20 protein-coding genes are annotated in these 20902 nt (G+C 58.0%); 9 read left to right on the forward strand and 11 right to left on the reverse strand.

All coding sequences use genetic code 11. The features are described 5' to 3' along the window. Window positions 1-175: 175 nt before the first annotated feature. The 3 genes from ACXAG1_RS03250 (at window position 176) to ACXAG1_RS03260 (ending at window position 3703) form a co-directional block, all read left to right on the forward strand. On the forward strand, window positions 176-793 hold the full coding sequence (locus ACXAG1_RS03250; RefSeq protein ID WP_475118910.1) for a trimeric intracellular cation channel family protein: 618 nt from the start codon (window positions 176-178) through the stop codon (window positions 791-793). A 40-nt stretch (window positions 794-833) separates the two neighbouring features. Beyond that, a complete protein-coding gene (locus ACXAG1_RS03255) occupies window positions 834-2711 on the forward strand; it encodes an alpha/beta fold hydrolase (protein WP_475118911.1) in 1878 nt (625 codons plus the stop codon). Window positions 2712-2833: 122 nt separating this feature from the next. Beyond that, window positions 2834-3703, forward strand: a complete 870-nt coding sequence (locus ACXAG1_RS03260; RefSeq protein ID WP_475118912.1) for a sulfurtransferase — start codon at window positions 2834-2836, stop codon at window positions 3701-3703. Window positions 3704-3733: 30 nt separating this feature from the next. Here the strand turns inward: ACXAG1_RS03260 and msrA are convergent, their stop codons facing one another. Next, window positions 3734-4363, reverse strand: coding sequence for a peptide-methionine (S)-S-oxide reductase MsrA (msrA, locus tag ACXAG1_RS03265; protein WP_475092855.1), 630 nt, complete (start codon window positions 4361-4363; stop codon window positions 3734-3736). Between the two features lie 32 nt (window positions 4364-4395). Beyond that, window positions 4396-5016: a class I SAM-dependent methyltransferase gene (locus ACXAG1_RS03270; RefSeq protein WP_475092854.1), complete on the reverse strand. Its 621-nt coding sequence runs from the start codon at window positions 5014-5016 to the stop codon at window positions 4396-4398. Window positions 5017-5253: 237 nt separating this feature from the next. Between ACXAG1_RS03270 and ACXAG1_RS03275 the strand changes: the two genes are divergently transcribed. After that, the gene (locus ACXAG1_RS03275; protein ID WP_475118913.1) at window positions 5254-6510 is read left to right on the forward strand and encodes a porin; all 1257 of its coding nucleotides are present in this window, start codon (window positions 5254-5256) and stop codon (window positions 6508-6510) included. A 55-nt stretch (window positions 6511-6565) separates the two neighbouring features. Next, window positions 6566-7105, forward strand: a complete 540-nt coding sequence (locus ACXAG1_RS03280) for a J domain-containing protein (RefSeq protein WP_475093943.1) — start codon at window positions 6566-6568, stop codon at window positions 7103-7105. A gap of 9 nt (window positions 7106-7114) precedes the next feature. On the opposite strand, the gene ACXAG1_RS03285 is transcribed toward ACXAG1_RS03280, so the two are convergent. Together ACXAG1_RS03285 and ACXAG1_RS03290 are read right to left on the reverse strand one after the other, a co-directional pair. Further along, window positions 7115-7903 carry a methyltransferase gene (locus ACXAG1_RS03285; RefSeq protein WP_475092852.1) on the reverse strand — a complete coding sequence of 263 codons (789 nt, stop codon included), beginning with the start codon at window positions 7901-7903 and terminating at the stop codon, window positions 7115-7117. A 6-nt stretch (window positions 7904-7909) separates the two neighbouring features. Then, window positions 7910-8626, reverse strand: coding sequence for a DUF599 domain-containing protein (locus tag ACXAG1_RS03290; RefSeq protein WP_475092851.1), 717 nt, complete (start codon window positions 8624-8626; stop codon window positions 7910-7912). A gap of 215 nt (window positions 8627-8841) precedes the next feature. On the opposite strand from ACXAG1_RS03290, the gene ACXAG1_RS03295 reads away from it, so the two are divergent. From ACXAG1_RS03295 to ACXAG1_RS03310, 4 genes are all read left to right on the forward strand, one after another. Beyond that, window positions 8842-11754 carry an insulinase family protein gene (locus tag ACXAG1_RS03295; RefSeq protein ID WP_475092850.1) on the forward strand — a complete coding sequence of 971 codons (2913 nt, stop codon included), beginning with the start codon at window positions 8842-8844 and terminating at the stop codon, window positions 11752-11754. A gap of 8 nt (window positions 11755-11762) precedes the next feature. Continuing rightward, window positions 11763-12515: a carboxy-S-adenosyl-L-methionine synthase CmoA gene (gene cmoA, locus ACXAG1_RS03300; protein WP_475092849.1), complete on the forward strand. Its 753-nt coding sequence runs from the start codon at window positions 11763-11765 to the stop codon at window positions 12513-12515. A gap of 229 nt (window positions 12516-12744) precedes the next feature. Next, complete coding sequence (gene cmoB / locus ACXAG1_RS03305; RefSeq protein ID WP_475092848.1) at window positions 12745-13722, forward strand: tRNA 5-methoxyuridine(34)/uridine 5-oxyacetic acid(34) synthase CmoB; 978 nt, start codon at window positions 12745-12747, stop codon at window positions 13720-13722. Between the two features lie 294 nt (window positions 13723-14016). Continuing rightward, on the forward strand, window positions 14017-15402 hold the full coding sequence (locus tag ACXAG1_RS03310) for an L-serine ammonia-lyase (RefSeq protein WP_475092847.1): 1386 nt from the start codon (window positions 14017-14019) through the stop codon (window positions 15400-15402). Here the strand turns inward: ACXAG1_RS03310 and ACXAG1_RS03315 are convergent. From ACXAG1_RS03315 to ACXAG1_RS03345, 7 genes are all read right to left on the reverse strand, one after another. Beyond that, on the reverse strand, window positions 15399-16196 hold the full coding sequence (locus ACXAG1_RS03315) for a class I SAM-dependent methyltransferase (RefSeq protein ID WP_475118914.1): 798 nt from the start codon (window positions 16194-16196) through the stop codon (window positions 15399-15401). The genes ACXAG1_RS03310 and ACXAG1_RS03315 overlap by 4 nt on opposite strands. Window positions 16197-16241: 45 nt before the next feature. Beyond that, complete coding sequence (locus ACXAG1_RS03320) at window positions 16242-16610, reverse strand: SpoIIAA family protein (RefSeq protein ID WP_475092845.1); 369 nt, start codon at window positions 16608-16610, stop codon at window positions 16242-16244. Window positions 16611-16711: 101 nt separating this feature from the next. After that, a complete protein-coding gene (locus ACXAG1_RS03325; protein WP_475118915.1) occupies window positions 16712-17179 on the reverse strand; it encodes a hypothetical protein in 468 nt (155 codons plus the stop codon). Between the two features lie 343 nt (window positions 17180-17522). Then, window positions 17523-18020 carry a hypothetical protein gene (locus tag ACXAG1_RS03330; RefSeq protein WP_475118916.1) on the reverse strand — a complete coding sequence of 166 codons (498 nt, stop codon included), beginning with the start codon at window positions 18018-18020 and terminating at the stop codon, window positions 17523-17525. An 81-nt stretch (window positions 18021-18101) separates the two neighbouring features. Next, window positions 18102-18752 (reverse strand): YiaD family glycine zipper/OmpA-like lipoprotein, encoded by a 651-nt coding sequence (locus tag ACXAG1_RS03335; protein WP_475118917.1) that lies wholly within the window; start codon window positions 18750-18752, stop codon window positions 18102-18104. Window positions 18753-19429: 677 nt separating this feature from the next. After that, window positions 19430-19657, reverse strand: coding sequence for a SlyX family protein (locus tag ACXAG1_RS03340; RefSeq protein ID WP_475092841.1), 228 nt, complete (start codon window positions 19655-19657; stop codon window positions 19430-19432). Between the two features lie 75 nt (window positions 19658-19732). Next, window positions 19733-20878: a serine hydrolase domain-containing protein gene (locus ACXAG1_RS03345; protein ID WP_475118918.1), complete on the reverse strand. Its 1146-nt coding sequence runs from the start codon at window positions 20876-20878 to the stop codon at window positions 19733-19735. Window positions 20879-20902 lie beyond the last annotated feature (24 nt).

Genomic DNA, 20902 nt, shown 5'->3' on the forward strand with positions numbered 1-20902 from the left:
TGTACCGAATCCTCTTAGCCCTCCATAATCCCACGCCAGAGGGCGCGGGCTCACCTTAGAACCCGGTAGCACTCCCGCTACCGGGCTCCGCCTCCTTCTCCTCCAGATTCACTGCCGGCAACACTCTGCCTGGATCACCGAACTGGAACTCTGGAACTGTTGCGAGCCGGACTCAATGGAACAACTTCTCTACTGGTGCGACCTGATCGGTATCGTGGTCTTCGCGTTTACCGGTGTACTGGCGGCGGGCCACAAGCAGATGGATCTGTTTGGTGCCGTGGTGCTGGCCTGCGTCACTGCGACCGGCGGCGGTACCACTCGGGATATGATTCTGAATGTCCCGGTATTCTGGCTGACCGATAGCTACTATCTATGGATCGCGGTCGTTACCGGCGTAATCAGTTTTTACGTCATCCGCTATCTTCGTGTGCCCATGCGCCTGCTGATGATCGCCGATGCGGCGGGGTTGGCGGTATTCGTGGTGATTGGCACCCAGAAGGTGCTGGACCTCGGGTACTCTCCGGCTATCGCGATTGTGATGGGAGTGATGACAGGCACCTTCGGCGGGCTGATTCGCGATCTATTGTGCGGGGATATTCCCCTGCTGCTGCGTCGTGAAATTTATGCCACCGCCGCCTTGAGTGGCGCTGCGGCTCTGGTAATACTGGACGACATCCCCGTGTTGCCCGGCGAGGCGGTGGTGGCCATCGCGGTTCTGGTTACCCTGTCTATTCGCCTGGCGGCGCTGCGCTGGAACCTTTCCGCTCCCATCGCTCGCTTCCGGCCGGAATGATCGACCATTGGCTGGCTCTTTTTACATTCAGAATTTCCCTATGCCATTACGCTCTTTGTATCTGTTCCTCCCCCCTTCCCCGCAGAAACTCCGGATGGTCGGCGCACTGTTTGTGGCGATGCTATTGGCCGCCTGCGCGCCCGAGGAACAAAGCGCTACGCCATCCCCCAGCCGCCTGATTCCCAAGCCCTGCTGGTTTGATGCGGAGGCCAGCTGGCCCACGACCCAGTGCTACATGATGGAAGTTCCGGAGGATCACGGGAAGCCTGCAGGCCGCAAGATACAGTTTCCAGTGGTGCGCTTCTTCGCCGAGATCAGCGACCCCGATAAGGAGCCTCTCCTCCACCTGGGCGCCGGCGGGCCCGGCGCAAGCATGGGGCTGGAACCGGAAAATGCCAGCGACTGGCTGTGGGTGAATTACTCGGCCATGAGTGTGGAAGATGGCCGCGACCTGATTGTGATGGACCCGCGCGGCACCGGAATGGCGACCCCCAAGCTCGCGTGCACGGAATTTATCAAGGATGCGGATCTGGCGTTCACCCGCAATCTGAGTACCGACGAGGAAGGCCGGGTTTTCACCTACAGTATGGAGCGCTGCTACAGCCGCCTCAGCCAAACAGCGGACCTGGCGCAATACAACAGTGCGGTCGTCGCCAGGGATGTCGAGGAACTGCGCAAGGCCCTCGGTGTACCCAAACTCAACCTTTACGGGGTTTCCTATTCAACGCGCTATGCCCTGACCGTTGCCCGTGATTTTCCCGAGTCGGTGCGCGCGATGGTGCTGAACAGCGCGGTATTCCCAAACATCATTTATACCCAGAAACTGCCCGAGGATGTGGTGGCGGCCTACCGCCGGGGTGTAGAGCGCTGCCGCAATGACAGCGAGTGCAACAAACGCTATCCCGACCTCGAACAGCGGCTGGAAGCCCGTGTTCAGGCTCTGGATGAATCGCCTATTACCGTGAGCACCGGGAACATTCACCCCGGAGAGCAATACGACTTTGTCCTGACAGGCCAGCGATTGTTACGGGTGCTGTTTCAGGCTCTGTACAACGAAAATTTCTACAGGGATTTCCCGGCCATCATTGAAGAACTGGAGTCGGACCAGGCCGAATTACTAAAACCGGCAATCGCAAGTTTTATGGGCCTGGTACTGGATCCGAACTTTGGTGACGCCGCCGGTATTAGCCACTTCTGTTTTGAAGAAGCGCCTTTCGTCGACTTTCAGAAAGCCCGGGACCTGGCCTCCACCAGCGGCATTCTTGGTGGTTCGGTGCGCGCCGACATCGACATGATGCAGATGCAATGTCGCATCTGGGCCATTCCGTCGGCCCCCATGGTCGAGTCCAGGGCGGTGCAGACCCCCATCCCCGCGCTGGTAATGCACGGGGCTCTGGACCCGGTGTTATCGGCGGACGACGCCAACAAGGCGCGCAAAAAGCTCCCGAATCACCAGTGGGTGCTCTTCCCTAACCTCGCCCACGATGTCATTTCCGCGAGTGACTGCGCCGAACAGGCCGCGGCAGAATTTCTCGATAACCCCGAGCAATCGGTTGCAGAAAGTGTCGATCAATGCCGCAAGGCGGAGCTTGCGCGGCAGGCGGAACTGCAGCAAAAAATCGCCGAACTGAAAATTCAGCAGGCACAGGAAGACGCCGCCTCCGCACGCCCCACCTCGGAAGAGAGTTCGGAAGAGAGTTCGGAAGAGCAACAGGGCTCAAGTCTGACGGAAGAAACTGGCCAGACCAGCGCAGAAAAGCCTTCGGAAAGCTCAGGCGAAACTGCCGTGCCGCCCTCCTCCACCACCGCCACTGAACTGGAGTCAGAAGCGTCAACCGGCGGAGAAGACAGCACCCGCGACGAGGCACAGCGGCACCGCCAGACACCCGGCGGCAACCGCTATTCCGAGCTGTATTGAGCCTGGCAAGCGTTATTGCAAGCAGTGCGGTCAGGCCACTTCGAGAAGGGTATCAAGAGGCTGGACAAATTCATTGTAGAGGCTTAATTTGGTGTCCATAACGACGATAAAAAGCAGTAGCTATGAACTATCAGGGTGTGATTGAAGTCTCCGAGCTGGCAGCACTGCTGGCGCATAAAGAGGGACACCACAACACGGATGGCCAGGTGGTCATTCTTGATTGCCGATACGACCTTGCAAATTCCGAGGCCGGTGCCAACGCCTTCCTCGCCGAACATATACCCGGCGCCCAATATGCCAGTTTACACCGGGACCTATCCGCTCCCTGCGATCGCTACGGCGGTCGGCACCCCTTCCCTTCGCAACAACAATTTACCGATTTCGCGCGCGCCAAAGGCATTACCGCCGATACCCAGGTCATTGTGTACGACGCGCAGCGCTTCGCGTTTGCCGCCCGCGCCTGGTGGCTGCTACGGCATTTTGGGCACGATAAGGTCGCCATACTGAACGGCGGCTTTGATGCCTGGAAACGTGAAGACCTGGACATCGAAACCGGAGAAGCGCACACGCCGCTCGCCGGTGATTTCACCGCGAAAGCCACCGCGAACGAACTGCTCTTTTACGAAGACATCTACCCACACCTGAACACCCCGCCCTGGCAACTGGTAGATGCGCGCGAAAACAAGCGCTTCCTGGGAAATGAAGAGCCCATTGATCCTATCGCCGGACATATCCCTGGCGCTATCAACAAACCCTGGCAGGCCATTACCGATGAAGACGGAATGGTGCTTTCAGCGGCGTCACTGCGGGAACACTGGCAGAGCATCCCGGCAGACGACAATATCGTGTGTTACTGCGGCTCCGGCGTTACCGCCTGCGTAAACCTGTTTTCACTGTACCTGATTGGTCGACCCGCACAGCTGTACCCGGGAAGCTGGAGCGACTGGTGTGCGCACATCCTCTATCCGCGCAACACCGCCGCCTCCGCCTGATATCCAGACTGGTAGGAACCTGCTGCCTACTCAACGCAGCAGGCAGGCACCGGTTCCGGCTAACCCGCAGTATCCACCGGGGTTTTTCGCCAGGTATTGCTGGTGATCCTCTTCCGCATAATAGAAGGTGGGCGCGGGCAGAATCTCGGTTGTGATTTCTCCGTACCCTTTTTCCTGCAGAGCCTGCTGAAAGGCAGCTTCCGAAGAGCTGGCCTGTTTCGCCTGCTCAGGCCCATAGGTATAAATCACCGAGCGATACTGGGTGCCGAGGTCATTGCCCTGGCGCATCCCCTGAGTCGGGTCGTGCTCCTCCCAGAAACGGCGCAGCAACGCACCGTAACTAACCACCTCCGGATCAAAAACCACCAGCACCACTTCTGTGTGGCCGGTACCACCGCTACAGACTTCCTGGTAATTGGGGTTGGGGGTACTCCCACCGGCATATCCCACGGCGGTCACCCAGACGCCGTCTATCTCCCAGAACAGGCGCTCGGCACCCCAGAAACAGCCCATGCCAAACACGGCTTGCTCCAGGCCTTCAGGAAAAGGCGCGACCATTGAGCGACCCGATATAAAATGCTTGCCACCGATCGGCATCGGTTCGGCGCGCCCGGGTAGTGCTTCGCCTGGCGTCGGGATACGAGACTTGTCAAACTGCATGGAATACCTCGAATTGCCGTAAATGACGGTGTCTATTCATTGCCCGCGAGCATTATGCAGCCCGAGGCCTTCATGGGGCGGAGAGTCTGCCACTCGATATACTGGGCGTCGAGTTTTTCTGCGGCCCGTTCCGCCAACTGCCGAAACGGTGACCGGCCCGGATCCACCAGCATCACCCGCCCTACCCCTGCACGCAGCGCACGCCGGGTCAAATTGTAAAGTGGTGCTTCCAGCTGATCCCAGAAACAGATATCAGTGCCAATAACCGCGTCAAACTCTCGCAGCGCCGCTTCGGTGACCTTTTCGTACCGGCAACGCCAGGTTTCAATCTCCACCCCGTTCAACGCCGCATGGTACTCCGCGAAGGGAAACACACTCGGGTCCGCGTCCAGGGAAGTCACTCGGGCGTCAAACTCTTTGGCACAGAAAATCCCGCCGAGCCCCCAGCCACACCCCAGATCCAGCACTCTCGCGCCCTTCTTCAGCGGATGCTTCCTGAGGTGATCCATGGTGAGGCAGGAACTTCTCCAGAATTTGTTTCCGTGCAGACTGGCGTCGCCCGCTTCCCGCCGTAACTTTCGCATATCCGGATGCGCATTTTTTCGCACCACCAGTCCAAACATCTGACGACTTAGCGATTGGCTTTCACTCAATTTTTCTTCCCCCACCTACTGCGATCGAATAAATCCATTCTGCGATTGAATGACTTGATTGCGGCGAATCCCACAAAAATAAAGTAGACACTGCCATTTCTGCGAAGTCGGATCATTATGCCAAATTGATGTGGCGATCTGGTCTATTTTTGCTTTGGGAAAAATACCGAATTGTGTCGATTGCCCGACTCCATAAATTCGATTGCACAGAACGACACGACAAAAGAGTACATTATCATGCCAAGCATCCGCCGCACATTACTGGCCGCCTCGGCGATTACTGCCGCATCTAACGTGACCGCGGTACCGATTTACCAGTCAAACCAGGTAACCCTCTATATGGAGGGCTACCTCACCGCGCATATGGTGAACAGCTTTGGCGACACCTCCATGCAGAATGGCGCTTCGCGAATTCGCATCGGTCTGAACGTTCCCGCATACGACCGCTGGGATACCGGCTTCAACGTTGAATGGGGCGTGAATGCAATTAATTCCGTGCAGGATGTTGTGATTCAGGGTGACCAACAGGCAGCCCTGGGGGAAACCGATCTCTCTCTGTACCTCAGGCAGGGGCACGGCTTTGCCAAGCATCCCAAGTGGGGTGACTTTTCCGCCGGTAAACAATGGGGGGTTTACTACGAAGTCACTTATATCACCGACTGGTACAACGTGTCCGGTGGTCTCGCCAGCGGCACCTACGCGCTGGGTACCGACGGCGGTGTAACGGGATCGGGCCGCGCTGACAGCGCCCTCGCCTGGCGCAAGTCCTGGGAAACGGAAGCGGGCGAATTCAAGATCGGGGTTCAGTACGCGGCACATGTGGCGGACCTGGAGATCAACGTGGATCTGGGACCGGACATTGAACTGGAGTGCCCCGTCGGAGATTGCGAGTACGGCATCAGCCACGGCATTGCCGCGGTTTACCGCGCAGATATCGGTGACGGATTCTTTATCGGGGCCGCCTACAATCGGGTGAAGCTGGATATCCAGACGGACAACGGCCTCGTGTTCGATACCTCAAGTGGCGAGCGGGTGCTGATCGACAGCAACTACCCGATCAGCTCGAGCAGTAACGACTGGACGACCGCTCTCGGCATGTACTACGGAAAAGAGGCGTTTGCCAAAGGGTTTTACGGCGCCGTGGTATTCCAGCGTTCACAGAACAACGAACTTGCCCCAGCGGGCTCCGTAATGGGCATCACCAACTTCTTTGATGCCAAGGGGTCTGAGTCCTTCCTCAGCTACACTTGGGGGGCGGATAACTGCTATTCCGTTTACGGTGGCCACAACTATCTGGTCTCCGATGACCCGGAATTTGACGCCGCACTGATAGACGCCGATCGCTACAAACTGGCTCAGTACTATCTCGGATTCCAGTACCGCTGGAATGAGCGGGTGCGCCTGTACTGGGAAAATGCCTACGACGACAGCAACGCCGTCGCCCGCCAGCAGTACGACAGCTTTATGGCCGTCGGCTTTCGCATCGACATCTGATACGCTTGCGGCCTAACGTCTCGTTCCTTGCCTGGAGTAGTAAACCTTGGGCCGCATGATCCTGCTTCTTGCCGTCGGCATTTTTGCCTGGCTGGCAATCCAGAAATTCAAATACAGCCCACCCGAGCAGCGACGCAAGCTCATCATTCAATATGTGCTGGTTGCTCTGGCGCTGGCAGCCGTCTTGCTTGCGGTCACCGGTCGCCTGCACTGGGTAGGCGCGGCGGTGGCCGTGGTGCTCCCCATCATCAATCGACTGTGGCGCACCTTTGGCCGCCACCTGCCCTGGGTTGCACCGCTCATTGCCAAGCATGCCCAGGCTCGCGCCCAGAAGCAGCAGGAAAAAGCGCGCAAAGAGCAAACTCAGGAAAATGCAGAAGGTGGCAAGCACACCAAACCGGACCCGGAACCCCAGCTGACCGTAGCGGAAGCCCGGCGCATCCTGAGTGTTTCAGCCAATGCCAGCCGGGACGAGATCATCGGCGCACACCGCAAATTGATTCAAAAATTCCACCCCGATCGCGGCGGCAACGACTATCTCGCGTCCCGCATCAACGCCGCCAAGGCGCTATTGCTAAAACAGTTGGGCGATTAAGAAACCTTACTAGATTTTTCGGCACAGCAGATGGACATAGCGCGCCAACTGGCGGTATGGATCGATACGGGAATAGCGCAATTCCTTCTCCACAATGGCCTCCGCGGGCAATTTGTCGCGCATCTCCGGCGTCATGAAATCGTGAAAGCAGCGAATACCGCTGTGCGCCACCACAGACAGGCCCGCCAGCTCCACCCAGCCCATAACCTCCTCCGGAAGCAATGGATTCTGCGGCGTCAGGCTACCGGGGTGCCCACCCCAGTTATCGCTTTCGATATGCCGATCCAATTGCCGCAGGCTACCCCGCTGTAACAGACGAAACTCCAGGGCCCGGCGGTTATAAAAGGTCAGCGACAGGTAGCCGCCGGCATTGAGGCTGTCCGCAAGATGCACCACGGCCTGCTGTGGCTCAACCAGCCACTCGAGCACCGCATGGCAAAGCAGAAGATCTGCTGACGGGATTTCCTGCGCTGCCCGGAGTGCCTGCAGAGGAATCTCGGCGAGGGTAACCCGGCTCTGGAGACCGCGCGCCGCAACCTGTTCGGTTGCCAAATCCAGCATGGCTCGAGAAATATCGGTGATCCAGACCTGGTGCCCCGCCTGCGCGAGGTCCAACGCAAATTGCCCCTGACCACCGCCCGCATCAAGCACCACCAGTGCCGCATCCTGCTCGACGCTCAAGCTCACATAAGGCGCAAGGTCCCGCTGTAACACCGCAAGACGGATTTCGCCCTTTAGCCCACCGTAAATACGCTTGCGAAAGCGCTCCGCCAGGTCGTCAAAATTTCGATCGTTCACGGCAGCTTACTTGTCCCGCGCCTGATCCAGCGAGCGCCCCTCTGCGGCGAGGATCACCTGCAGGGTGCGCGAGCGGAACTCGCGCATATACAGCACCCACACGACAGCGAGGAACCCCAGCACAAACAGCAGCGGATGCACGAACCAGCCCATCACGGCCATGGAAAAGTAAAAACAGCGCAGGCCGTAGTTGTAGCTGTGCCCGGCCTGATCGATCACCTTGGCCGCGCTGATCGCATAGCGGCGGCGCTCCTCACGGGTCACATCCTGCTCCTCTACCGCTGGCGCGGCACCGAGGAGTACATTGGCGAAGGAATACTGACGCAGAGACCAGGTAAAATTGAAAAACGCGAAAATATAGATAAGGATCAGCACCAACACCTTCAGCTCAAATTGCTCGACGGTGGTGGTCTGGGCGAATGGCAGGCTGCTCAATACCTCAACGGCCGCGCTATTGGCGGACAGCGCGGTTACCAGACCCGCCAGAATCAGAATACTGGTAGACGCAAAAAAGCCGATAACCCGCTCAAGATTACTGAGGATGGCGGCGTCGGGCATGCGCATATCCCGCTCCAGCATGCGCAGCATCCACTCCACTCGATACCACTGCATGGACGACGCCAGGCACCAGGCCGTCTTGGCCTTGCGACGTGCGAACACCGTATAGCCAGCCCAGGTAATACAAAACCCTGCAAGGCTCGCAATATCCATCCAATTCAACACAAGATCTCCCATCGACTACATTTATTGCGTCAATTACATATAAATAACGTGCGGCCCGAAGTGTCGCACCGGTGGCACTGGTGTCAACACTAGATCGTTACACACTCTGGCCTGTCAACCCTGTCATTTCGCCGCCGCTCGGCGCTAAAATGACCGCCGATTTGGCCCTGTTGTAGATCCTGGGGCCACCGCCCATTACCCATTGGAGCTGTCTTTTGAGCAACGTACACCCCGCATTCGAACCAATTACCAGTGCCGAGATCGAGTCTCTTGGCGTTCGCGTGGAAGAGTACCGCCACCGCCGCACCGGCGCCCAGCACCTGCATATTGCCGCGGACAACCCGGAGAACGTTTTCCTGGTGGCCCTGCGCACCGTACCCCACGACTCCACTGGCGTAGCCCATATTCTGGAGCATACCGCTCTGTGTGGCAGCGACAAATATCCGGTGCGCGACCCCTTTTTCATGATGATACGGCGCTCACTGAACACCTTTATGAACGCCTTCACCAGTTCCGACTGGACCGCCTACCCGTTCGCCAGCCAGAACCGCAAGGATTTTGACAATCTGCTGGATGTGTACCTGGATGCGGTCTTTTTCGCCAAGCTGGACCCGCTGGACTTTGCCCAGGAAGGGCACCGCCTGGAGTTCGCCGAAACGGATAATGCAGACAGCGACCTGGTATTCAAGGGCGTGGTGTTCAATGAAATGAAGGGCGCCATGAGCTCTGTCACCTCGCAATTGTGGCAGAAACTCAGCAAGTACCTGTTCCCCACCACCACCTACCACTACAACTCCGGTGGCGAGCCCGCGGATATTCCGGACCTCAGCTACGAGCAACTGGTGGACTTCTACCGCACCCACTACCACCCGAGTAACGCCATCTTCATGACGTTCGGTGACATTGAAGCGGCGGAACACCAGGCAATCTTTGAAGAGAAAGCCCTGCACAAATTCGATCAACTCGACGAAGTCATCAGTGTCGGGCGGGAAAAACTGTATGTGGCGCCAGTGCGCGTGGAGGAGAAATACCCCCTGCCCGCCGACGAAGGCCAGGAAGAGAAAACCCACCACGTCCTCGGCTGGCTGCTGGGCGATGTAACCGACCTGGAACAGGCTCTGACAGCCCACCTGCTGTCCGGTGTGTTACTGGACAACAGCGCCTCCCCCTTGATGAAACTTCTGGAAACGACCGAGCTGGGTCAGTCCCCCTCTCCGCTGTGCGGCCTCGATGACAGCCAGCGCGAGCTGGTGTTTGTGTGTGGCATTGAAGGCAGTGAGCGCGAGCGCGCGGACGAGTTTGAGCAGCAGGTACTGAAGGTACTGGAGCATGTTGCGGAAAATGGGGTGCCCTATGAACAGGTTTCCGCCGCGCTGCACCAGCTTGAACTGCAACAGCGGGAAATCGGCGGCGATGGCTATCCCTATGGCCTGCAGCTGATCCTGACCGCACTTTCCGGTGCCACACACCGGGGCGATGCGGTTGGCCTGCTGAATATCGACGCCACTCTGGAAAAACTGCGCGAGCAGATCAAAGATCCAAAGTTTATCGCCGATGCCGCGCGCGAATTGCTGCTGGAAAACCAGCACCGGGTGCGCCTGGTCCTGGCTCCGGATCCGGATATGGCAGCGCGCGCCGACCAGGCGGAAAAGAACCGCCTGGCCGACATCAAGGCCAAACTCAGCGATGGCGAGAAACAACAGATCATCCAGACTGCCCAGGCCCTGGCGGAGCGCCAGCAACGCAAGGACGATGAATCCATTCTGCCCAAGGTGGGTGTAGAAGACATTCCCGCAGAGTTACCGCGGGTGGACGGCGAAACGGTCGAGGTGAATGGCAACAAGGTCAGCCGCTATAGTGCCGGCACCAACGGGCTGGTTTACCAACAGCTGGTGGCCTCATTACCGGACTTTACCGACCAGGAGCGCCTCCTGCTGCCCTATTACTGCCAGACCCTGAGCGAAGTCGGCCTGGGGGAGAAAGATTATTTGCAGGTCCAGCAATGGCAGGCGGCAGTCGCCGGGTCCCTGCACGGCTTCACCAGCCAACGCACCGGACTCGAAGATCTGCACAGCCAGACAGGCCATTTCATCCTGTCCGGCAAAGCACTTGCCGCCAATCAACAGGGCCTGACCGAATTGATGCAGGCAACCATGGAGCAGGTGCGCTTTGACGAACTGCCGCGCATTAAAGAACTGCTTTTGCAAACCCTGGCCCGCCGCGAACAGTCTGTAGTCGGCAACGGCCACGCCCTTGCCATGGCCGCCGCCAGTGCCGGGTTTAACCGCGCCGCCGCCGATAGCCACGAGTTTGGCGGTCTCCAGGGACTGCGCCAGCTGAAAGCGCTGATCAAAAGTCTCGACAGTAACGCTGGCCTCGAAAACGTCGCCGGGACCTTTAACGCGATTCACCAGAAAATTCTCGGTGCGGAACGTCAGTTCCTGCTGATCGGTGAGGAAGAGAAGCTAGCGGATTTCACTGGCGCGCTCACCCCGCTGGCGAACGGCAACGGTACCCACTACGGCGCCGAGAAAGACGATTTCACACCGCGCCCGGTACAGGAAATGTGGGTGGCCAACAGCCAGGTAAACTTCTGTGCCAAAGCCTACCCTACCGTGCCCATGTCACACCCGGACGCCGCGGCACTTGCCGTGCTCGGGGGCTTCCTGCGCAACGGCTACCTGCACCGCACCATTCGCGAACAGGGCGGCGCATACGGCGGTGGGGCGAGTCACGACGCGACGATTGGCGCATTCCGTTTCTATTCCTATCGCGACCCGCGCATGGCAGAGACGCTGAAAGATTTCGATGCGTCCGTGGAGTGGCTGCTGAACGAAACGCACGACGACCTGCAAGTGGAAGAGTCCATCCTGGGCGTGGTGGGTGGCATGGACAAACCCGGCTCTCCAGCTGGCGAAGCCAAAAAGGCCTTCCACTCGAACCTGTATGGTCGCACCCACGCAGTACGCCAGGCGTTCCGCCGCCGAATTACTGAAGTGACCCTGGACGATCTGCAGCGGGTTGGTCGAACTTACCTGCAGGCAGACAAAGCCAGCACCGCGGTGGTAACCGGCAACCAGGGCCGCGACGCGGGCCTGGCACTGGACCTGCACGAAGAAAAGCTGTGAGTCGCCCAGTGAGCAAGCCTGACAGTAAAAAGGACAATATCTTTGCCAGCCCGCTGGGCCAGGTGGCAGGGTTTACGTTTGACCGGTCGGTGGTGGATGTATTCCCGGATATGATCCAGCGCTCGGTACCGGGCTATACCACCATCGTGGCCATGATCGGTACCCTCGCGGAGCGCTACGCCCAGGCCGGCAGCCGCTGCTACGATCTGGGCAGCTCGCTGTGTGCGGCTACCCTGGCCATGCGTCACCGAATCCCGGCGGCAGACTGTGAGATCGTCGCGGTGGACAACTCCGCCGCAATGGTCGAACGGGCGCGCACGGTACTGGCGGCTGACAGCGGCCAGCTTCCCGTGCAACTGGTGTGCGACGACCTACAGAACGTAACTATCGAAAATGCCTCCGTGGTGGTTCTCAACTTTACCCTGCAATTTATCGCCACCGATGAACGTGAAACCATCCTGCAAAAGATCTACGACGGACTGCGCCCCGGCGGAGTCCTGATTCTGTCAGAGAAGGTGGCGTTTTCCGATACCGATCACCACGAGTTGATGATCGATCTGCACCACTCTTTCAAGGCGGCCAACGGCTACAGTGCGCTGGAAATTGCCCAGAAGCGCAGTGCACTGGAAAACGTTCTGATCCCCGAAACCCTGTACGACCATCGCACCCGCCTGAAAAATGTGGGTTTCGATAGCGTCGACGTGTGGTTCCAGTGCTTTAATTTCGCTTCCATGATTGCCATCAAACGGCGCGATACCTGATGCGTTCCGGTATTGCCGTGTTTATAACTGCCCTCTCCTAGTGGTCCATGCGGAAAGTTCGGTAACTAAGGAGCACAGCCAAAGTGTTCAGATCAAGGCGAGAAAGCGCAGGAATAGTGGTTCTATTTCAAGCTTTCTCAACGCAGAGCTGGACACTTTGGCGAAGCGAACAGTTACACAACTTTCCGCATGGACCACTAGTGATGGCCCGTTCCACTCAAAGCTGACCATGATTGACTACACCCAGTTATACGCCGGCATTCAGCACACGCCGGAATTACGCCCCTGGCTCACCAGCCTGCCCCAACAGATAGCCGACGGACTCAGCCCATCACGCTGGGGCGACCTGCCAGATTGGCAGCAGGTGCTAGAGTCGCTGCCTGATATCTCCGCCTCCTCACAGGAAACCGCCTCCGAAGTCCGGATCGGCTGCGCCGCAGACGCCACCCCGCAACAACTTTCCGAGCTGGAAACACAACTGCGGAAACTGCACCCCTGGCGCAAGGGCCCCTGGACGCTGTTCGATATTTTTATCGACACCGAATGGCGATCGGACTGGAAATGGGATCGGGTTGCACCGCACCTGCACGACCTCACCAACCACCTGGTGCTCGATGTAGGCTGCGGCAGTGGCTACCACTGCTGGCGGCAGTATGGCGCAGGCGCGCGCCGAGTTATCGGGATCGATCCTTCTGCCAAATTTGTCGCTCAATTTTACGCCCTGAAAAAATACCTGGGCCTCGATAAACCGGTGGATGTGCTGCCCCTGGGAATCGAGGCACTACCGCCGGGCCTGCAGGCCTTCGATACCACCCTTTCCATGGGCGTGCTCTATCACCGCCGCTCGCCACTGGATCACCTGCGCGAGCTGAGAGAAACCTTGCGCCCGGGCGGCCAGTTGCTACTGGAGACCCTGACAATCGACGGTAGCCTGGGCGAATGCCTGGTACCCGAGGGTCGCTACGCCAAGATGCGCAATGTGTGGTTCTTCCCGAGCACCGCGACCCTGGAAAGCTGGCTGCGCAAGACCGGGTTTGTGGACGTGAAAACCGTCGACCTGGACCGCACGACCCTGGAAGAACAGCGTCGTACTGACTGGATGCAGTTTGAATCCCTGGAGGATTTCCTGGATCCAGACGATCCCAGCAAGACCGTTGAGGGGCATCCGGCGCCACTGCGCGCCACGCTCACGGCCACAGCCCCCTGAGCAACAAATCTGCGCCTCCTCCGACATGACCGCACATCCCCAAAACGTCTCACTTCTCACAGCATTCTGTACCGCCGGCCGCGACAAACCAGCCATTTGTCGCACTGGCGCCCGCCCGCGCCAAATAAAATATTGATTTCTTCCGCCAGTATTGCGACGCCGTTTCGCTTCAGCGAACGTGTGCGCCTGTAAAGATCAGGGCACCTTTGCGCGGTCGCAAAAGCCCAATAACTACACTAATAATCAACGCTTGCGGAGTTCACCGCGAGATATGGCGAGAGATACACCGAACACATGAGCATCAGTGTTTTCGAACTATTCAAAATCGGCATTGGCCCGTCCAGTTCTCACACCGTCGGCCCCATGGTGGCGGCACGTCAATTTGTATGTGACCTCGACGCTCGCGGCGACCTGGTCAAGACGGAGCGCGTCGAAGTCCACCTGTATGGCTCGCTGGCATTGACCGGTGTCGGACACGGCACCGATATGGCAGTGCTGATGGGCCTCGAGGGCGAAGCGCCGGATACCATCGACGTGGATGCTATCGACGGCCGCCTTGCGGGTATCGACACCCACCAGCAATTGATCCTGAACGGCCAGCGCGCCATTCACTTCGAGCGAAAGCGCGACCTTGTGTTTCACAAGGAGGAGTTCCTGCCACAACACTCCAACGGCATGACCTGCAAGGCGTTTGCCGGCGACGAATGCCTGTTCGAGCGCAGCTACTTTTCCATCGGCGGCGGCTTTGTTCTCTCCGAAGAAGATTTCAGCAACAAGGAACAGATTGCCACCCTGCTCCCGTACGATTTCAGTTCCGCCGAGGAGCTGATGTCCCTGTGCGACCGGCACGGCTGGACCATTGCTGAACTGGCAATGGAGAACGAAAAGGCATTCCGCTCCGAACAGGAGATCAAAGATGCGCTCTGGAATATCTGGGAGGTCATGGATGCCTCCATTCAGCGTGGCTGTCGTCAGAGTGGCACCCTGCCTGGCGGGCTGGGCGTACGCCGCCGCGCGGAAGAGCATTTCCGCGAGCTATCCAAACAATCCAGGGAGGAACGCTGCCAGGGCCTTTCGATTCTCGACTGGGTAAGCCTGTTCGCACTGGCGGTCAACGAGGAAAATGCCGCGCGCGGGCGAATTGTCACGGCGCCGACAAATGGCGCGGCCGGCGTGATTCCCGCCACCATTGCGTATTACGTGGAGTTTGTGCACGACGATGCGCAGCACGGGGACCTGAAAGATCAGGTGGTGGAATTTATGCTCACCGCCGGCGCTATCGGGATGCTGTTTAAAAAGAATGCGTCGATCTCCGCAGCCGAAGTTGGCTGCCAGGGAGAGATCGGGGTGGCCTGCTCAATGGCTTCCGCCGGGCTGGCCGCGGTTCAGGGCGGTTCCAACCATCAGATTGAGAATGCCGCAGAGATCGGGATGGAGCACAACCTTGGGCTGACCTGTGATCCGATCGGCGGCCTGGTCCAGGTACCCTGTATTGAGCGCAACACCATGGGTGCCGTGAAAGCAATCAATGCTGCGCGTCTTGCGCTGCGCGGTACAGGGGCGCATATCGTACCCCTGGATAGCGTGATCGAAACCATGCGCCAGACCGGGATCGATATGCAGAGCAAGTACAAAGAGACATCACTCGGCGGCCTGGCGGTCAACGCGGTTAACTGCTAGCCCGGTACGCCATGCTTGGTATACACGTCAAAGCGTCCCGACTTGCCTTCAAAGCGGAGGTTCGGCTTCCTGTGGTTTAGATCAGGGGCGAGCCGCGGTCGCTTTACCACCGTGCGGTAATAGCAGGTCTCCAGCGCGGGTGCCATCAGGGCATCCGCATCTTCGTCGCTACCGACGATCTCGTGGAACGCGACCATCTCTTTTTTGACCTTGGCACTCTTGTCGCGACTGGGGAACATTGGGTCCAGATAGATGACCGGGATTGTTTCGCTCCCCTGGTCTGCCAGCCAGGCCGCGGCACTGGAGACTCTCGGCTCCAGGATCAGGCGGCTGGCAATGGGAGCGAGTTCCGGATCATGCTGGGCAGCCTCGCGCAGGCGCGAAATACCGTCCTCCAGCAGAGCGTAAACCACCGGATTACGTTCCAGCATACGCACTTCACTGCCAAGGGAAGCGAGGACAAATGCGTCGCGGCCCAGGCCGGCGGTGGCATCGAGAATCTGGGGATAGAAACCGCTGCGGATTCCGACGGCTTTGGCGATCTGCTGCCCCTTACCCCCGCCGTACTTGCGGCGATGTGCCACGGCGCCCGTGACGAAATCAACGGTGACAGGACCCGGAGCTTTGCGGCCAGTGGCACAGAGCTGCAGTGACTCGCCCCGACGCAGTACGAAGGGAAACTCTTCGATGAATTTTTCCTGCTCGACACCGAGATACGGAAGTTCAAGCGATTCGGCGAGGGTTTGCGCGTACGCTGCGGTGGTTTCATCTGCGGCGGTAACTGCCAGCTGCATGGTTTGGGCACATCCGAATAATTCGAGGGGTATTGCGTGAGCAATTTACCCGGGATGCGCGAGCCATGCCAGTGCGGGTTCCTCCCCGGTGCCAGGGAATGGCCGCACTTCTGCCGCAACGAAATGATTTAAAAGCTGCGGCATAAAGGCCAGCAGCACATTGTCTGAGAGTACCGCGATACGGTGCAGGTGGCGGTGCTGATTGCGGGTGAATACGCAGTGGGACACCAGGGTGGCAAAATTTTGCCAGCCATGGAAATGACGCGCGTCGATCAGCAGGCCCCGCAAGCTGCCGTGCTCGCAGATCACCGGGTCCACCTGTGCGGCCAGCGCACGAAATTCCGCGGGTTTAAGCTCCGCTACCGGCCGGATTTCCAGAATATCGTGGTCGTGATGCCAACAGTGCTCGATCATCGTCTGTCATAACTTCGTAACTACTTTTAAAGCGTAGAAAAGAAAAAGGCCGCGAACCAGTCGCGACCTTTTCTTTAGACTGACAGCGAGAAAGTATTTTACTACTGAGGCTCGTCTTCGCTCTTGGCCTTGTCTTTAAGATCGTCCCAGGCCTCTTTGGCTTTGTCCTTGGCATCCTCAGCCGCATCTTTGGTCGCCTCGCCAGCGTCTTTAAGCGCGTCCCCGGCATCATCCGCGGCATCTTTCATGACATCGCCCGCGTCATCGGCCGCACCCTTCACCGCATCACCAGCATCACGCGCCGCGTCTTCGGTGTCGTCCATCAGGCTACTGCCGGAAGATTGGGGGTCGGTGGTGGTTGGCGCCACATCGTCACTTTCCTGCGGCATGGTAGGATCACTGGAAGAATCGGGCATGGTGGAATCACTACCCGGCGCAGGCTGGGTGTCTTCTATGGCCGGCTTTTCCATTTTGTCGTAGGCGTCGCCCACGGAGTCGTCCGATTTTTTGGACATGAAGTAGCCGATAATCAGCAAAAGAATAATCAGTGGCAATAGTAGTTTTTTCATAGTCCCGTTGACCCCTGGTCGGTTGGAATGAGAGCAAAACGATCGGGCAGATCCTGGGACCTGGCGGCGAGCACAGGTGGTGTACCTGCCCCGTCGTTATCGGTTGGCGTGGATTCGGCACCACTGAGGAAGCCGACGCCAATACAGATAAGAATAATCCCCTATTGCTGCACTTCAAGGAACATTGTTCCAGCATTTAAGTATTTATACTTATAAAGGCCCAAACAGATATTCGGGCAGATTCTATGGGCGTGTCGTGGAACACTCGCCGGCATCATACTTTCCCCCCGGAATCAGTGCCCGGCAGGCCCCTCTTCTTGCGTGTACCCGCACCATCGAGGGCCTACCCCTGATAGTACCGGTCCAGCTGCGCCAGAAGGTTTCCAGCGTCGGAGTTGGCAACGGCGGCCTCACAACTGAGTAGCTCCAGGTACCCGAGGGAACTGGTCTGGGCAAAAATCAGATACTCTTGCCCTACCTGCAATTTTTCCTGGCAGTCCGCCAGGTGAATTCGAAAGGCGATGCTGCCAACCGATGCCCCCTTCCACACCCGCTGTGCCGACCCGGAGTAAACGTAACCCAGCACGGCAATCATCCCCGGCTCGGACAAAGCGTGATCAACCAGCCGGTGGATTCCGGTAATTTCCACCCGCGCAACAAGCTCCGCCTTGTCGAGCTGGCGCTTCAAAGGTGCGGTGAGCGAATCGCCAGCTACTTCGGCCCGCGCCACTTCGTCGGCGACGGCATATGTGCCAGTCAACGCGACGATCAGCATTACGGCTTTCAGGGCCACCGCGCACAAGTGGTCCTTCGCACTTGCCAGTGAATTGTCCCAGGCCATCATCCTCTCCCTGGATAACACCAATCATTGATTCTCATCAGGCACAAAAAAGGGCGCAGAAGCGCCCTTGGTTTGCCCTGCCTATTGCAGCGGCAACAGTTCCAGCTCTACGCGACGGTTGGCCTGGCGACCAGCGTCGGAATCATTGCTGGCGATGGGGTAACGTTCACCGTAACCCACGGCCTGCACACGACCGGCGGCAACACCGCGAGTGGTAAAGAAGTTGGCCACAGACTGAGCACGGCGCTCACTCAAGGTCTGGTTGGTAACGTCAGAACCAGTGCTATCGGTATGGCCGCTAACACGGATAGCAGTCTTGTCGAATTCGTTCAGAACCAGAACGACGGAATCCAGGGTTCCGTAGAAGTCATTGCGAATTTCGAAGCGGTTGGTAGCAAAGGTAATGTTGCCCGGCATGATCAGGCGAATGTTGTCGCCCTCACGCTGAACACGTACACCAGTGCCTTCCAGACGTTGACGCAGCGCCATCTCCTGGCGGTCCATGTAGTAACCGATACCGCCACCAATGGCTGCGCCACCGAGAGCACCGGTGATTGCACCTTTTTTACGATCGCTCTTACTGGCTGTCGCCGCGCCGATGATAGCGCCTGCGACGGCACCGGCACCTGCGCCTTTGGCGGCGTTACTGGTTTTACTTTCCTGGGTGTAAGGATCCAGGGAGGTACAACCAACCAGTGAGCCCAGAGCAAGAATCGCGACCCATTTTTTCATTAAGCTTTCTCCTAACGCTTTTACTGATGACGGGTGGAATATGAAGCAGTTTCACTGTTGCAAGCTGACTGCAGGCTGAACCGTGTTCGCCATTGGCACGAAGATTATGCGGAAAGTCCCTTTCGGTCTACCGCTCACTTCCCATATTTGGCGGGAATATTTATTTACGATGCTCTCGCTGAAATACGTTCACCGACCCCATCATCATTCTCACCAGTGCGGACGATTACACCTCGCGAATTCCCCTGCCATTACCCTGTGGGCGCGCGACACACCTCCCATGTAACCGGGTGTAATAGATCCTTCCACAAGATCTGTGGATAACTTTGTGCATGAATATCGTAAACAGCGCGATATACGGCGCAATTCCTAGCCCCCAGCGATTTGCGCACTTTTTACCCCCTTATATTTTTTCCTTTAAAATCAATGATTTATAAATTCAAGGAGGCGCCGCATATCAATTTCCAGCGAATCCGTGAACAGTTCAAAAGGTCAGATTTTTATGTGGAAAAAATTTGTCAAGGGCTGGCAGGGGGGAAGGAGCGGAAAATCAGTAAATTTCCAGAAACTCGCGTAGAAAAAGGCGCAGCGCTGAAAGTGTACTGCCCGCGGATGACATTCCGGTGATGGGTTTCACTTGAGACATTGGAAATTCGACAGGGTGTTTGCCGGCCCTCTCAATAATGTGGCGGCCTTTCATCACCGGGCTTGTCGCCTTTGTTCATTTCGAACATAAGATCCTGATACTTGTCGGACACCTCCTTGAGGCGACCGAGCAGCGCGCGCAACTGGGCATCCTGCCGGGCGATGGTGTCATTGAGCTGGGTGAGCGTGTCTTCCTGAAATGCCAGGCGGGTTTCCAGCTCGTCGACACGGGCTTCCAGCTGTTGAACGGTATCGCTCATGGGTTTACTTCCGTTGGTATGTTCATTGGTCGCCGTCTAACGGCTGACAATTGGTAGTGTCTGCACACAACCGGCTCACAGTAACTGGTACAGGCAATCTTTCAGGCCTACGGCACGCTGATCCATAAACAGACTTTGTCCCATACGAGAGGTGACGTATCCAAACCCGACTCCCGCTTCCGGGTCCGCAAAGCCCACACTCCCCCCGGCTCCCGGGTGGCCGAACCCTTTCTCTCCGCCGAATGCCAGGTCTTCAGCGGTACCCGCTTTCAGGAAACCGCAACCGAAGGCAACGTCCGTCTGCAGAATGGCGTCGCGGGCACGACTCTGCTCGGCAGCTGCTTCACGAAGCACATCGCCCGATAACAACCGCGGATCCGCACTGGCCAAATCGCCATACACCACAGCCAGGTCACGCGCACTGAAATGGCCGTTGGCTGCCGGAATCAGCGCGCCGCGCCACTGCTCGCCATTGGTTCCCATCATCAGAGTGACGGGGTTGGTAAACGCCGTGGCGACGGGGCCCTTCCGGTCCTCCTTGATTGAGCGCCCGATGGCGTTAGGGCGCAACTCAGGAAGCGGCTTTTTCAGCGGACCCACATCGGCAATCTGCGTAGAGCGGTGCCCCACCGCACCGAAACCGCCGTCGAGTTCCAGCGGGGTACCGATGCCTTTACGGTACAGGTCACACAGGTCGATGCCGCTGGCTTTTTCAATCAGCCCGCCTAGTGTCCAACCATAGAGAAACGGCGAGTAACCCTGCTGTGTTCCTGGCTCCCACCAGGGGGCAGTCTTCGCCACTTGTTCGAGTGCCGCATTCCAGTCATAGATGAGGTCATCCGCGACTTTATCGCGAAACGCAATAACGCCACTGCGGTGGCACAACAGCTGCCGCCCGGTAACACTGGACTTGCCAGCCTCGGCAAACTCGGGCCAGTAATGGGCTACGGGAAGGTCGAGATCCAGCTTGCCCGCGGCAACCTGCTGCAATGCGATCAGCGCAAGTATGCCCTTTGACGACGAGAATACATTCGCCAGGGTGTCTTCCTGATAGGCAACCGCTCCCGCCCGGTCAGCGCTGCCTGCCCACAGGGATGCGATAACCTCTCCGTGCTGTACTGCGCAAAACGCAGCGCCTACGTCGCCGTGGTCACGAAAATTTGCCGCAAAAGCATCGTACAGGGCCTCAAACCCCGGGGCGCAATATCCCTGAATATCCATGGAAATACTTACCAATCGAGAGAG

The organism is Microbulbifer sp. ABE4_465, from assembly GCF_056160765.1.

What these genes read in the sequence shown, in the direction of transcription:
- ACXAG1_RS03255 (WP_475118911.1), top strand. Translation starts at nt 834, where the DNA reads ATGCCATTACGCTCTTTGTATCTGTTCCTCCCCCCTTCCCCGCAGAAA.
- ACXAG1_RS03310 (WP_475092847.1), top strand. Translation starts at nt 14,017, where the DNA reads ATGAGCATCAGTGTTTTCGAACTATTCAAAATCGGCATTGGCCCGTCC.
- ACXAG1_RS03280 (WP_475093943.1), top strand. Translation starts at nt 6,566, where the DNA reads ATGATCCTGCTTCTTGCCGTCGGCATTTTTGCCTGGCTGGCAATCCAG.
- msrA (WP_475092855.1), bottom strand. Translation starts at nt 4,363, where the DNA reads ATGCAGTTTGACAAGTCTCGTATCCCGACGCCAGGCGAAGCACTACCC.
- ACXAG1_RS03345 (WP_475118918.1), bottom strand. Translation starts at nt 20,878, where the DNA reads ATGGATATTCAGGGATATTGCGCCCCGGGGTTTGAGGCCCTGTACGAT.
- ACXAG1_RS03325 (WP_475118915.1), bottom strand. Translation starts at nt 17,179, where the DNA reads ATGAAAAAACTACTATTGCCACTGATTATTCTTTTGCTGATTATCGGC.
- ACXAG1_RS03315 (WP_475118914.1), bottom strand. Translation starts at nt 16,196, where the DNA reads ATGCAGCTGGCAGTTACCGCCGCAGATGAAACCACCGCAGCGTACGCG.
- ACXAG1_RS03275 (WP_475118913.1), top strand. Translation starts at nt 5,254, where the DNA reads ATGCCAAGCATCCGCCGCACATTACTGGCCGCCTCGGCGATTACTGCC.
- ACXAG1_RS03330 (WP_475118916.1), bottom strand. Translation starts at nt 18,020, where the DNA reads ATGGCCTGGGACAATTCACTGGCAAGTGCGAAGGACCACTTGTGCGCG.
- ACXAG1_RS03320 (WP_475092845.1), bottom strand. Translation starts at nt 16,610, where the DNA reads ATGATCGAGCACTGTTGGCATCACGACCACGATATTCTGGAAATCCGG.
- cmoB (WP_475092848.1), top strand. Translation starts at nt 12,745, where the DNA reads ATGATTGACTACACCCAGTTATACGCCGGCATTCAGCACACGCCGGAA.
- ACXAG1_RS03250 (WP_475118910.1), top strand. Translation starts at nt 176, where the DNA reads ATGGAACAACTTCTCTACTGGTGCGACCTGATCGGTATCGTGGTCTTC.
- ACXAG1_RS03260 (WP_475118912.1), top strand. Translation starts at nt 2,834, where the DNA reads ATGAACTATCAGGGTGTGATTGAAGTCTCCGAGCTGGCAGCACTGCTG.
- ACXAG1_RS03335 (WP_475118917.1), bottom strand. Translation starts at nt 18,752, where the DNA reads ATGAAAAAATGGGTCGCGATTCTTGCTCTGGGCTCACTGGTTGGTTGT.
- ACXAG1_RS03340 (WP_475092841.1), bottom strand. Translation starts at nt 19,657, where the DNA reads ATGAGCGATACCGTTCAACAGCTGGAAGCCCGTGTCGACGAGCTGGAA.